Origin of the sequence: Acidipropionibacterium jensenii DSM 20535, assembly GCF_000425285.1 — a bacterium.
In the GTDB taxonomy this organism is placed as follows: Bacteria; Actinomycetota; Actinomycetes; order Propionibacteriales; family Propionibacteriaceae; genus Acidipropionibacterium; species Acidipropionibacterium jensenii.
This window is the reverse complement of the sequence record NZ_AUDD01000039.1, coordinates 1-13493: the sequence shown is the minus strand read 5'-3', so window position 1 is coordinate 13493 and position 13493 is coordinate 1. Positions and strand designations below refer to the sequence as shown.

Annotated in this window: 11 protein-coding genes and 1 rRNA gene; 11 read left to right on the top strand and 1 reads right to left on the bottom strand. The window is 68.7% G+C overall.

The window, feature by feature from the left end; translation table 11 throughout:
• The 8 genes from rrf to pheT form a co-directional block, all read left to right on the top strand.
• Positions 1 to 90, top strand: a 5S ribosomal RNA gene (rrf, locus tag H590_RS17565); the annotation flags it as partial.
• Positions 91 to 458: 368 nt separating this feature from the next.
• Positions 459 to 1172 (top strand): translation initiation factor IF-3, encoded by a 714-nt coding sequence (gene infC, locus H590_RS0113150; protein WP_097799232.1) that lies wholly within the window; start codon positions 459 to 461, stop codon positions 1170 to 1172.
• 149 nt (positions 1173 to 1321) lie between these two features.
• On the top strand, positions 1322 to 1528 hold the full coding sequence (gene rpmI, locus H590_RS0113145; protein ID WP_028703885.1) for a 50S ribosomal protein L35: 207 nt from the start codon (positions 1322 to 1324) through the stop codon (positions 1526 to 1528).
• Positions 1529 to 1667: 139 nt separating this feature from the next.
• Positions 1668 to 2039, top strand: coding sequence for a 50S ribosomal protein L20 (gene rplT, locus H590_RS0113140; protein WP_028703884.1), 372 nt, complete (start codon positions 1668 to 1670; stop codon positions 2037 to 2039).
• Between the two features lie 13 nt (positions 2040 to 2052).
• A complete protein-coding gene (locus H590_RS0113135; protein WP_028703883.1) occupies positions 2053 to 2859 on the top strand; it encodes a TrmH family RNA methyltransferase in 807 nt (268 codons plus the stop codon).
• Between the two features lie 546 nt (positions 2860 to 3405).
• Positions 3406 to 5181 carry a DUF2339 domain-containing protein gene (locus tag H590_RS0113130; RefSeq protein ID WP_161626033.1) on the top strand — a complete coding sequence of 592 codons (1776 nt, stop codon included), beginning with the start codon at positions 3406 to 3408 and terminating at the stop codon, positions 5179 to 5181.
• A gap of 134 nt (positions 5182 to 5315) precedes the next feature.
• Positions 5316 to 6425 carry a phenylalanine--tRNA ligase subunit alpha gene (gene pheS, locus H590_RS0113125; protein WP_028703881.1) on the top strand — a complete coding sequence of 370 codons (1110 nt, stop codon included), beginning with the start codon at positions 5316 to 5318 and terminating at the stop codon, positions 6423 to 6425.
• Positions 6422 to 8941, top strand: coding sequence for a phenylalanine--tRNA ligase subunit beta (pheT, locus tag H590_RS0113120; protein ID WP_028703880.1), 2520 nt, complete (start codon positions 6422 to 6424; stop codon positions 8939 to 8941). The genes pheS and pheT overlap by 4 nt, the downstream gene beginning before the upstream one ends.
• A 68-nt stretch (positions 8942 to 9009) precedes the next feature.
• Here pheT and bioB read toward each other — a convergent pair whose 3' ends face one another.
• Positions 9010 to 10080: a biotin synthase BioB gene (gene bioB, locus H590_RS0113115; protein WP_028703879.1), complete on the bottom strand. Its 1071-nt coding sequence runs from the start codon at positions 10078 to 10080 to the stop codon at positions 9010 to 9012.
• 132 nt (positions 10081 to 10212) lie between these two features.
• On the opposite strand from bioB, the gene H590_RS0113110 reads away from it, so the two are divergent.
• From H590_RS0113110 to tyrS, 3 genes are all read left to right on the top strand, one after another.
• Entirely contained in the window at positions 10213 to 10878 is a 666-nt protein-coding gene (locus tag H590_RS0113110) for a TetR/AcrR family transcriptional regulator C-terminal domain-containing protein (protein WP_028703878.1), read from the top strand.
• A gap of 64 nt (positions 10879 to 10942) precedes the next feature.
• Positions 10943 to 11476, top strand: a complete 534-nt coding sequence (locus H590_RS0113105; RefSeq protein ID WP_028703877.1) for an arginine repressor — start codon at positions 10943 to 10945, stop codon at positions 11474 to 11476.
• 122 nt (positions 11477 to 11598) lie between these two features.
• The gene (tyrS, locus tag H590_RS0113100; protein WP_028703876.1) at positions 11599 to 12858 is read left to right on the top strand and encodes a tyrosine--tRNA ligase; all 1260 of its coding nucleotides are present in this window, start codon (positions 11599 to 11601) and stop codon (positions 12856 to 12858) included.
• Positions 12859 to 13493 lie beyond the last annotated feature (635 nt).

The following is a 13493-nucleotide window of genomic DNA, read 5'->3' as shown; positions in this document are numbered from 1 at the left end:
CCCGGTCCCATTCCGAACCCGGAAGTTAAGCCTCCACACGCCGATGGTACTGCCCACGCCAGTGGGTGGGAGAGTAGGACGCTGCCGCACAAACCCCTTAAAAGTGTTCGGGGCCCGGACCGTGTTCCCCATGTCGAGGTGATCGACATGACGGGGGACCCGGTCCGGGCCCCGAACCACACCCAGACACCGATTCCCGATTTGGGATTGCGGTCCTGATGCGGGTACTCTTCTATTCAGGACCGTCGCGGAGATGGTCCGTGAAAGCGGAGGCCTGACCTCCCACCCGGGCGAGTGCGAGTTCGCCGGGTCGAGACGAATCACTGCCGCCCTGTGGCGGCACCGGATGGGTGGCCGGCAAGGTCACTACGAGGGCGCCGGGTAACGGCGCCGAGGGCCTTCGAGGCCAGTGGTTCCTTACGTCAGGCTCCCGTGTCGTCACGGGAGCCTTTTCCGCATTGGTCGGAGAACACGAGATCCTGGGAGGACCCATCAGTACTGAACCGCGCATCAACGAGCGGATCCGAGTCCCCGAAGTGCGCCTGGTCGGCCCCAACGGCGAGCAGGTCGGCATCGTTCGGGTGGAGCAGGCCATGCAGCTGGCCCGTGAGCACGACCTCGACCTGGTCGAGGTGGCCCCGATGGCGAGGCCGCCGGTCGTCAAGCTCATGGACTACGGCAAGTTCAAGTACGAAGCGGCTCAGAAGGCGCGTGAGTCGCGCCGCAATCAGTCGAACACTGTGATCAAAGAGATGAAGCTGCGGCCGAAGATCGACGATCACGACTACGAGACGAAGAAGGGCCACGTCCTGCGCTTCCTCAAGGGCGGCGACAAGGTCAAGATCACGATCATGTTCCGTGGTCGCGAGCAGTCGCGTCCGGAACTCGGCGTCAACCTGCTGCGGCGTCTTGCCGAGGACGTGCAGGAGTACGCCACCGTCGAGTCCCCGCCCAAGCAGGAGGGGCGCAACATGCTGATGATTCTGGCGCCGACCCGCAAGAAGACAGAGGCGCGAGCCGATCAGAAGGTCGAGCGGGACCGGAAGGCCGCTCAGCGCGCCGCCGATGCCGAGGCGGACAAGGTCTACGAGGCCAAGCAGCGCGCTGCTGCCGCCCCGACCAGGAAGAAGAAGGGTCCGGCCGACAACATGGACCCCGATATCGACGTGTGATCATCAGCTGATCGGTCAGGGCCCACGGCCCTGCCGATCCCCACACCTGGCCACTGCCCCTTGTGGAGCAGTAGCCGACGAACCGGCTCGACCGGTTCACCCGGAGTCCCATGCGGCCCCGGGCCGACGAGAACGAATGGAGTCACCCGATGCCGAAGATGAAGACCCACTCCGGGGCCAAGAAGCGTTTCAAAGTGACGGGGTCGGGCAAGATCACCCACCTCAGGGCTGGCAAGCGCCACCTCAACGAGCACCTGTCCTCGCGTCAGACCCGTCGTCTGACCGGTGAGGCCGTGCTCTCGACCGGACAGGCGAAGAAGGTCCGCAAGCTGCTCGGTGGCCACTCCGGCCGCTGAGTCGCCTCGCCTTGCACCGTCCAGAACGGTTCAGGGCGCACTCGCCGATTCCCTCACAGTCCCCTCGATGGGTCCACAGGACTCATGAGTCGCCCCGGGCGACGGGACATCAGACCAAGAACTTTCAAGGAGAACAACGATGGCACGCGTCAAGCGTTCGGTGAACGCCAAGAAGAAGCGCCGCGAGATCCTCGAGCAGGCGTCCGGCTACCGAGGCCAGCGCTCGCGTCTGTACCGCAAGGCCAAGGAGCAGGTGCTGCACACCGGCACCTACTCCTTCCGCGACCGTCGCGCGAAGAAAGGCAACTTCCGTGCGCTGTGGATCCAGCGGATCAATGCCGCCGCGCGTGCCGAGGGCATGACCTACAACCGGTTCATGTACGGCCTCAAGAACGCCGGCGTCGAGGTGGACCGCAAGATCCTCGCCGAGCTGGCCGTCAGCGAGCCGAGCGCCTTCACCAGCCTGGTCGAGGTCGCGAAGGCCCACCAGTCCCAGCCTGCGGCCGCCTGACATCGGCACGCCATTGAACGGCGGGTCGAACGCACCGGAACCCATTTCGAGGAATGCGCTGCGCTCGGCCCGTCGTCTGCTGTCCCGGCGCGGTCGTGAGGAGGCCGGGCTCTTCCTGGTGGAGGGCGCCCAGGCGGTGGGGGAGGCCCTTCGGTGGACCGGCCGCACCTCGCTGCTGGCCACCATCGATCCGCAGCGCGACCGTGCCCTGGTGACAGAGGCGCAGCAGCGCGGCATCAGAGTCGTCGAACTCACCGACACCGACGTGCGAGCACTCTCGGAGACAGTGACCAGTCAGGGACTCTTCGCGATCTGCGAGCTGGTGTCCACGGCCCAGCCCCCCGCCATCACAGATCCGCGACTGGTGGTGATCTGCGCCCAGGTCCGCGATCCCGGGAATGCCGGCACCGTGATCCGGTGTGCCGACGCTTTCGGCGCTGACGCCGTCATCCTCACCAAGGGGTCCGTTGACCCGCACAATCCCAAGACCGTGCGCGCCTCGGTCGGTTCGGTCTTCCACCTGCCGGTGGTCTCCGGGATGGACCTGGCCGATGCCGTCGGCTGGGCGAGGACCGGCGGACTGCAGGTGCTCGCCGCCGACGGCGGCGGACGAAGTCTCGATGACCTGGCTCGACACGACGAACTGGGGAGACCCACCGCTTGGCTGATGGGCAATGAGGCGTGGGGGCTGCCTGCCGACCAGAAGGACCTGGCCGACCAGATCGTCGGCGTCCCGATGTGGGGCGCGGCGGAGTCCCTCAACCTCTCCACCGCTGCCGCGGTGTGCCTGTACACCACCGCCAGCGCCCAGCGGCGCTGATCTGCTGCATTCCAGTCGGCCTGGACCGGACTTCCGTATCCTTGCGCCATGGCTGCTGATCGACGCCGACCGGCGACCCCAGATGACGTCCTGAACGCCCTCGAGGCGCTCACCGCAAGCAATGCGGAACTGCGATCGGATATCCGACGCCTGGAGAGCACGGTGGCCAGAATGGCCGGCCCCGGCGGCCAGATGCCCTCCCCCCGGACTCAGCGGCCGGTGGGCCCATCGGCCGATCCGAGGCAACCTCCCGGAACGCAGCCATGGCCGCCCCCGCCTGATCGTGGCGGCCGCCCCGGCCCCCAGCTGCCGGCCGGTGGGTTCGCCCGACCACCCGCCGGTCTCCCACGGCCTCCCGGTCCACCGAGCACAGCTGCCCTCCCGCCCTCCTTCCGGCGGCCGAACTACCCGCCTCCCGCAGGAGCTCCGGTGCCCCCGGTCGGCCCGGCACTCGCCCCTCCGGTGGGTCCTTCCGCGGCGCCCAGCGCGTCCCCCGGTGTCACCGAGCGGCCATCCCGGCGCCTGCCCCGTGTCACCGGGGCCGTGGTGATCGGCGCTGTGGGCGCCGCCGTCCTGCTTGCCGGCGTCGTGATGCTGCTGGTGCTGGCGGCCCAGCACGGCTACTTCGGGCCGCTGGCGCGGGTGATCGCCTGTGGCGTGCTGGCGGTCGCCCTGGTGACCGTGGGGCTGATCATCCATCGCAAGGACCCCGGGAATGTCGGATCCCCGGTGCTGGCCGGTGCCGGACTGGCCGCCGGCTATCTCGACATCACGGCGATGACCTGGCTGCTGGGGACCCCTGTGCGCGCCGCGATGGGGGTGGCGGCCGTGCTGACGCTGGCCGGCCTCGGGCTGGCCTGGTGGTGGGGCGCCCAGCTCATTGCGGTGATCGCCACCGTCGGTGCACTGGTGCTGGTGCCCTTCGTCTCCGGTGACGACCTCCTGACCGCCACCGCCTTCCTGATACTCCTCACCGCTGTCAGCACGCCGGCCTCCTGGCGTCGGGGATGGCATGTTCTGCTCGGCTGCCGGGTGCTTCCGACGGTGATCTATCTGACCACGCTGATTCTGGCCGCCAGTCCGACAGACTCTCGGATGCCACTGCTGCGAGTCGGTGCCGCGGTGCTCGCAGCGATCCCCTTCCTGGACTGGTGGCTGCTCCGACCGATGGCGGCACGACTGGTGAGGCTGGGAGGCGAGGCCGTGGATCCGGCCACGGTCAGGGCCCATGCCCTCACCGTCGTCCCGCTGACTCTGCCGCTGTGGGCCGCCGCGATCTCCTCGCCGGGATGGGTCGCCGCACTGCTCGCCACTGCTCTGCTGGTGGTCTCCCTGGTCCACTGGGTGGTGGCCAAGGATCTGGTCATGGTCGCCGGATGCACCGTCGTGACGGTGCTGGCCGGTCTGGCCCTGCCGATCGCACTGCTGGAGGGTGATGCGCTCTGGCTCAGCGTGGCTCTGCTGTGCCTCGCCCTGCTGGATGTCCACCGACGCACCGGGCAGGTCTCCGCGCTGTGGGTGGCGGTGGTGTTCGCGACCATCCCGCTGGTCCACGCCATCACGGCTCTTCCGGACCAGCAGACGACCCGTTCGGCCGCGGAGCGTGCGCTGGAGGCTCTCACCGGACTGGCCGAGACCGCGACCGTGGTCGCCGTTCTGCTGATGCTGGGGAAGGTGGCCGCCGAGAGCACCCGCCCACCGGCGAACCCGTCCGCCGTGAGATCGGGATGGATCGTGGCCGCGACGACGGCGGCCTGCCTCCTGCTCAAGGGACCCGTCACGGCCGTCACCGACACCATCGCCCTGCTGATCGGGTACCAGGACGGCGCGGCCCCGCTGGGACGCGGCCTCACCACCGTCTGTGCTGCGGTGATCGTCACGGTGCTGCTGATGAAGTCGCGCGGGGCGGGGCGCGGCGCCGCCATCCGGCGGGTGGGCGGCTACGTGCTAATGGGCCTGATCCTGATCAAGCTGTGTCTGATCGATCTCGAGTATCTCGACGGAGTGGTCCGGGTGATCGCCTTCATCGGGGTCGGCCTGCTGATGCTCACCCTGGCGACCGCCTACTCGCGCACCATCGCCTCCCCCTCGGGGCCCGACCAGGAGGCGACGGATTCGGATGCGGCCGGTGTCGGGGCGCACGATCTCGCTCCACATCCCGCTGGGTCGGCTGGCTCCGCGACGAGCGCTCCCGGCCGGCCGGATCGGCGTCCGCCCCGACCCGGGCCGACCGGTGGGCCCGACGCGGCCCGCCCGCCGGTCGACGGTGGGGCCGCCGGTCCTCCCGGCGGTGGTGGCAGCTGGGCACCGCCCGGTACCTGAGCCGGTCGATCCCTCCGGCCCGGTGTCACTAGAATGGGCCGATGTGCCGGGTGCGCCCGGCCATCACACGCGCGCAGCGCTGCATTGGCAGACACTGTGCGCGAGCACGTTCCAACAGCATCAGGGGAAGGCCCATGAGCGGTCCCAACACGAATGACGACCCGGTGGCGACCAGCGCCTTGGACGCCGCCCAGGTCGAGCGGCACGTCACCGAGGCGCTGGCAGCGATTGCCCAGGCCTCGACCACCGCCGAGCTCAAGGATGTTCGCATCGCCCATGTCGGCGACCACTCACCGCTGGCCCTGGCCAACCGCGAGATCGGATCCTTGCCTCCCGCCGAGCGCAGGGAGGTCGGCAAGCGGGTCGGCATGGCCCGCGGCCGCGTCAAACAGGCCCTCGCGGCCCGTACCGCCGAGGTGGCCGAGACCGAGCTGGAGGCCAGCCTGGCCGCCGAGGCGGTCGACGTCACGCTGCCCGTGCAGACCCACCCGCAGGGCGCAATGCATCCGCTGACGGCACTCATCGACATGGTCTCCGACGTCTTCACCTCAATGGGGTGGGAGGTCGCCGAGGGGCCCGAGTGCGAGTCGGAGTGGTTCAACTTCGACGCCCTCAACCTGGGCACCGATCACCCCGCTCGGGCCCTCCAGGACACCCTGTGGATCGATCCGGTCTCCGACGGCAAGTGTCTGCGGACCGCGACCAGCCCGGTCCAGATCCACACCCTTCTCGCCCACGGCGCCCCGGTGCGCATTATCAGCCCCGGAAAGGTCTTCCGCGCCGACGAGTACGACGCGACCCACCTGCCGGTCTTCCACCAGGTCGAGGGACTGTGCGTCGACAAGGGCATCTCGATGGCCCACCTCAAGGGCACCCTGGACCACTTCGCCCAGGCGATCTTCGGTGATGTGCGGACCAGATTCCGCCCCCACTACTTCCCCTTCACCGAGCCCAGCGCCGAGGTCGACGTCGAGTGCTTCGTGTGCCACGGGGAGTCGGTCGGCAACCCCGCCCGCCCCTGCCGGACCTGCCGGTCCGAGGGATGGATCGAGTGGGGCGGGTGCGGGGTCGTCAACCCCCGCGTCCTGCGCGCCTGCGGCGTCGACACCGACGTCTACTCCGGATTCGCCTTCGGGATGGGCCTGGACCGCACCGTGATGGTGCGCAACAACGCCTCGGACCTGCGCGAGTTCGTCGAGGGCGACGTCCGGTTCAGCCGTTCACTGCTGGGAGGAGCACGATGAGGGTCCCGATGTCATGGCTGCGCGCCATGATCGATCTGCCGGAGGGCACCACGACCACCCAGGTGGCCGAGGTGATCACCGAGCACACCGCCGATGTCGAGCGCGTCGAGTCGATCGGCGGTGAGGTGAGCGGCCCGGTCGTGGTCGGCAAGGTGGTCAGCGCCGAGCCCAAGCTGCAGAAGAACGGCAAGACGATCGTGTGGTGCCGGGTCGACGTCGGCGCCGAGCTCAACGCCCAGGGGCATCCCAAGAACGCCGACGGCGCCGAGCTGGGCCGCGGCATCATCTGCGGCGCCCACAACTTCGGCGTCGGGGACCTCGTCGTGGTCTCCCTGCCGGGGGCCGTGCTTCCAGGCGGATTCGAGATCTCTGCCAGACACACCTACGGACACACCTCTGACGGGATGATCTGCGCAGCCGACGAGTTGGGGATCGGCACCGACCACACCGGCATCATCGTGCTGCCCGACACCTTCGATGGTCGCACCCCGGTGCCCGGCGAGGACGCCCGCCCGATCCTGGGCATCCCCGAGGATGTCCTGGAGATCGATGTCACCCCCGACATCGGCTACTGCATGTCGATCCGGGGGATCGCCCGCGAGGTGGCCCAGGTTCTGGGCCTGCACTTCCACGACCCCTACACCGAGGCTCCCGCACAACCGGTCTCCGGACCGGTGGCGGTGCGGATCGAGTCCCCGGCCTGCAGCCAGTTCGTCGCCCTGCCGGTCACCGGCCTGGACCCCCAGGCCACCACTCCCGGCTACATCGCCGACCGGATCACCCGGGCGGGGATGAGGCCGATCAGCCTGGCCGTCGACGTCACCAACTACGTGATGATCGAGTCCGGCCAGCCCCTGCACTCCTACGACCGCCAGCGCGTGCAGGGTGCCCTGGTGGTCCGCAAGGCGCTGGCGGGGGAGCACCTGAGGACCCTCGACGACGCCGAGAGGGAGCTGGATCCCGACGATCTGGTGATCGCCGATGACTCCGGTGCCATCGGTCTGGCCGGGGTGATGGGCGGAGCCAGCACCGAGATGACCGAGGACTCCCGCGACATCATCCTCGAGGGGGCACACTTCGACGGCACCACGGTGGCCCGCGCCTACCGACGTCACAAGCTGGGCTCGGAGGCCTCACGGCGCTTCGAGCGCGGCGTCGACCCGGTGTGCGCCCACACCGCGGTGGTGCGGGCGGCTCAGCTGCTCGCCGAGCTCGGCGGCGGAACGGTCGGGGAACCGACCATCGTCGGCGACGTCACCCCGATGCCGCAGGCGCGGATCTCCGCCGACCTGCCGGGCCGCATCCTGGGCCTGCCGGTCTCCCGCGAGAAGGTCATCGAGATTCTCCAGGCCTCCAAGGTCGAGGTGACCGCGCTCGGTGACAGCCTCACCGTCATCCCGCCCACCTGGCGACCGGACCTGGTGGATCCCTACGACTACGTCGAGGAGGTCGGCCGCAAGATCGGGTTCAGCCAGATCGAGGCGACGCTGCCCCCGCTGACCGCCGGCCGGGGACTCACCCGTGCCCAGCAGGGACGTCGCGCCGCCCTGCACGCGGTCGCCGACGCCGGATTCGTCGAGGTCATCTCGTTGCCCTTCATCGGCGACACCGACCTGGACGGGCTCGGCCTGACCGGCGAGGACCCGCGACGGCGCACCGTGCAGCTGGCCAACCCGCTGGACGACACCCGCGGATACCTGCGCACCACCCTGCTGCCCGGGCTCTTCCAGGCCGTCTCGCGCAACCAGTCGCGCTCCCAGGACGACGTCGCCATCTTCGAGTGCGGCACCGTCTTCCTGGCCGGACCGCCGGCCCGGGCCCCCAGGCCCAGCGTCGACCACCGACCCAGCGAAGAGGAGCTGGCGCAGATCGCCGCGGCCCTGCCCGACCAGCCCCGGATGCTGGCCGGAGTCCTGTCGGGCAACTGGCTGCCCGACCGGTGGAACGGACCGGCCGTGCGGGCCGACTGGACCCACGCGGTGCTGCTGGCCGAGTCGGCGGCCCAGGCCCTGGGGGTGAGGCTGGAGCGCCGCTCGGCGCGGCAGGCCCCCTGGCATCCCGGCCGGTGCGCGGCTCTGATGGTGGCCGGACAGATCGTCGGGTACGCCGGCGAGCTGCACCCGAAGGTCTGCAAGGCCTTCGGTCTGCCCGCCCGGGCATGTGCGGTCGAGTTGAGCCTCGACGCACTGCTGGAGGCCGCTCCTGCCGGCGGTCAGATCACCCCGCTGTCGACCTTCCCGGTGGCCAAGGAGGACGTCGCCCTGGTGGTGGACGCCGCCGTGCCGGCCGCCCAGGTGCGCGAGGCCCTGGTGGCCGGCGGAGGAGACCTGCTGGAGTCGGTGGAGCTGTTCGACGTCTACACCGGCGAGCAGGTCGGACCCGGGCGCAAGTCGCTGGCCTTCAGCCTGCGACTGCGGGCCGCCGACCGCACCCTCAAGGACGCCGAGGCCGCCCAGGTCCGTGACGCCGCGGTGGCCCAGGCCACCGCGCAGTTCGGGGCCGAGCTGCGGTCCTGACCCTGACGTGAATCACCCCGGCCGCAGGAGCCATGCTCCTGCGGCCGGGGTGCGTTCGGAACCGGAGATCAGGCGTTGACCGGCAGCTGACTGCCGATCCCGCGGTGGCGGATCGGCACCTCGGTGGGCTCCTCGGCGGGAGCCCTGTCAGTGGCCCCGGTCTGACCCTCCGGGACGAATCCGGCGTCGCGGATCATGTCCAGATCCTTGGCCCCTGCGGCCCCCTCGCTGGTGAGGTAGTCGCCCAGGAAGATCGAGTTGACGACCTCCAGGGCGACCGGCTGCATGGTGCGCAGATGCATCTCGCGGCCGGCGGCGGCGCGGACCTCCGCATCCGGGTGGACGAATCGCACCATCGACAGGATCCGAAGGCACCGCTGCGGGGTGAGCTCCCGGCCCTGGCCCTGCAGGGGGGTGCCCTCGAAGGGCAGCAGGAAGTTCACCGGAACCGAGTCGACCCCGTGACGGCGCAGGTCCCAGATGACGTCGACCAGTTCCTCGTCGGTCTCGCCCATCCCGGCGATCACCCCGGAGCAGGGGGACAGCCCGTTGCGCTTGAGGACCTCGACGGTGTCCATCCGGTCCTGGTAGGTGTGGGTGGAGCAGATCGACTCGTAGTGGCTGCGGGAGGTGTTGGCGTTGTGGTTGTAGGCGTCGGCACCGGCCTCATGGAGGGTGGCCGCCTTCTCGTCGTCGACGAATCCCAGGCAGACGCAGACCTCGACGTCGGGATGCCGGGTCTTCAGGTCGCTGACCAGTCCACTGACACGGTCCACGTCCCGGCGGCTGGGGCCGTGGCCGGAGGCCACCAGGCAGACGCGCCGGGCACCCCCGGCGATGCCGGCCTCCACGGCGTCATCGACCACCGCGGGATCGGCCCAGGAGTAGGTCATGATGTCGGCCCGCGAGCCGAGCCGCTGGGAGCAGTAGGAGCAGTCCTCGGGGCACAACCCGCTCTTGAGGTTCACCAGGTAGTTCAGTCTCACCCGGTTCGCGAAGAAGCGACGACGCAGGCGGCCGGCGGCCGCAACGATCGGCATCGTCATCTCATCGGGGCTGCGCAGGATCTCCAGAGCCTGCTCGGGGGTTGCAGAACGTCGGTCCAGGCCGGCCTGCACCATCTCGGATAGATTCATCATTGGCTCCCGGTTCGTCAGCGCATCGATCCCAGCGTGGTTGAACGCTGTTCAACTTGAACGGTGGTCAATATACCCGGGTGCTCCGGCGGACCCGGACCCGGTCACCGTGGGAGCTGCGACAGGAAGGCTCAGATGTCACTGAATCGGCAGGATGTGGTGCGGGCAGCGGTGGACGTGCTCGACCACTACGGGCTCGAGGACCTGACGATGCGTCGCCTGGCAGGACTCCTGGGGGTCAAGGCGGGGGCCCTGTACTGGCACGTGACCAACAAGCAGACCCTGCTGGCGCTGGTGAGCGACGAGATCCTCCGGGAGCCCGACGGTGCGGAGAGGATCGACACCGGCGTCGACGTCCGCGATCACCACCACGGCGATCCCCTCGGGGCGAGCAGCGGTTCGCGTGACGAGCTGGCGGACGCCGTGCGCCGCTGGGCCGGCCTCTTCCGCGCCGCGCTGCTGCGGCACCGCGACGGCGCCGAGGTGGTCGCCTCGACCATGCCGGTCGGGCTGGGCACGGTCGACCCTGCCGCGGAGGTCTCGACGCTGCTGGAGCGGTACGGGTTCTCCGGTCACCAGAGGCGGTACAGTTCCCGGGCGCTCGTGCACTTCATTCTGGGTCATGTCATCGAGGAGCAGACCCGATCGCAGCTGCACGAGCTGGGCGTGGTGGACCAGTTCGATCGTCGCGCCGAGGAGGAGGACTTCGCCGATGGTCTGGAGCTCCTGGTCACCGGGCTGCGCGGCGTGACGACCGGCGGCGCCGAGGACTCCTCCCAAGTTGAGAATGCTGACATCTGACTGCATACTTATGCTAAACAGTGCATGGTATTCGAGGGTCTCGGCCCTCCAGGATGGAGCCAGGATGTCGGAGGGGACGAACGGGGCACCGGCCTCACGCGCGGCCCGCCAGGCTCGAATACGCGACCTGGTGGCCGCCGGCCACGTGTCCTCGCAGTCCGAACTGGGCCAACGACTCGCCGAGGAGGGGATGGCGGTGTCCCAGGGCACCCTGTCGCGCGACCTGGTGGAGATCGGCGCGGTGCGAGGCCGAGATCTCGAGGGCAACCCCTGCTACACGATCCCCAGCGGGGAGCACCCCTCCGATGTGACCACCGGGTCACCGGCATGGACACGGTTGGCCCGACTCACCCGCGAACTGTGCACCGGCGTCCAGCACAACGACTCGCTGGTGGTGCTCAAGACCCCGCCGGGAGCCGCCCAGTACTTCGGATCGGCGATCGACAAGGCGGGATCGGCGGTCATCCTCGGAACCATCGCGGGGGACGACACGATCGCTCTCATCTGCGCCCGGGGGATCGGGGCCGATGAGCTGGCGGACGCCTTCCGGGAGATGGCCGAGACCGGAGCCCCCGCAGCTCTGCTGGCACACGGGTGAGTCGGCACCGCTGACACGGGGATGAATCAGTTCCGCTGGCACAGGGTGAGCGGGACGGGCCACGGCGCGGGACCCCGGTAGGCTGGCCCCGACATTCGCCGAATATCCAGAGGAGACTTGCGGTGGACAGCGTCCTGGACGAATTTGAGTGGCGCGGCCTGGTGGCCGACTCAACAGATCGGAAGGCCCTCGAGGCCCATCTGGCTCAGGGGCCGGTGACGTTCTATGTGGGATTCGATCCCACCGCGGCCAGCCTCCACATCGGGCACCTGGTGCAGCTGATGCTGGTCCGGGCGCTCCAGGAGCGCGGGCACCACCCGCTGCTGCTGGTGGGCGGTGCGACCGGGCTGATCGGTGATCCCAAGATGACCGGTGAGAGGAAGATGAACGACGCCGACGTCGTCGCCGGCTGGGTGGACTCGATCCGCGAGCAGGTGAGCAAGTACGTCGATCTGGACGGACCCAACCCGGCCCGGCTGGTCAACAACTACGACTGGACGAGCGAGTACTCGGCGCTGAGCTTCCTGCGCGACGTCGGCAAGTACTTCTCGGTGAACCGGATGCTCGCCCGGGACGTGGTGGCCCGCCGTCTGGAGTCGGGGATCTCCTACACGGAGTTCAGCTACGTCCTGCTGCAGTCCCTCGACTTCGCCGAGCTGCACCGCAGGTACGGATGCACCCTGCAGACCGGAGCCCAGGATCAGTGGGGCAACATCACCGCCGGCGCGGACTACATCCGGCGCAGTACCGGTGACGTCGTCCACGGGCTGGTGACGCCTCTGCTGACCAAGGCCGACGGCACCAAGTACGGCAAGACCGAGTCGGGGACGGTGTGGATCGATCCCGAGCGCACCAGCGCCTACGCCTTCCACCAGTTCTTCCTCAATGCCGAGGACTCCAAGGTCATCGACTACCTCAAGGTGTTCAGCCCGCGGTCCCATGAGGAGATCGATGAGCTGGCCCGACAGACCGCCGAGGAGCCGTGGCGGCGAGCAGCCCAGCACGCGCTGGCCGACGACATCACCGATCTGGTCCACGGGGTGGTCCAACGTCGGGCCGCCGAGGCCGCGGGCAAGGCACTGTTCGGACGCGGAGATCTGGCCGCACTGGACCAGACGACGGTGAAGGCGCTGGCACAGGAGGTCGGGGCCACCACGCTCGAGTCGGCGGAGCTTCCCACGATTCCGGAGGCCCTGGTGCTGGCCGGAGTGGTGGAGTCGCGATCGGCCGGACGCCGTGCCGTCACCGAGGGCGGCGCCTACCTCAACAACACGAAGGTCGAGGACGTCGAGCGCCGGCTCACCCCCCAGGACTTCCTGCACGGTGAGGTGGCTCTGCTGCGCCGAGGCAAGAAGACGGTGGGCGCACTGACCCTGAAGTGAGCTCCGAGGGGCCCGCCACGCCCCCTGGAACAGTCCTCCGGAACCGCCCGGCGGACTGTTCCAGGGGGCGTTCTGCGCCCTGTGTTGCGTGGTGGGTGGGTGTGGGGTAATGTTCTCCGAGCTGTCCGGTTGATGGTTCGTGGCTGTTCGGCTGTCTGGTGCCTGTTGCAGGCGTCGGGTGGTGGGGTGGTTTCGGGTTGTTGGGATGATGGTTCGGGATTTGTGCCGGGTTGTTGTTTCGGGTAGTGTTGGTCGGGTCGCCTCGTGAGGGGCGGTGTGATTGATCTGATTGTTTCGGGAATGCCTTTTTGGGGTGTTTTCGGGATGATTGGTGCCGGGATGTGTGCGGGTTGGTCGGTTTGACTGGCTGGTGTTGTTTCGGTAGTGTTGATCGGGTCGTCCTGTGAGGGGCGGTGTGATTGATTCCGGTTGTTCCGGGGATGCTTTTCGGGGTGTTTTCGGGATTGATTGGTGCTGGGAAGTGTGTGGATCGGCTGGTTTGACTGGCGGGTTTGTTTCCGGTAGTGTTGTGAGAGCCCCAAGCGGCCATGTGATGTGGTGGTACGGGTCGTGTGTGATGTTTGAGAACTCAACAGTGTGTCATATATTTAGTCAATAAAGATGTTTTGTTGATG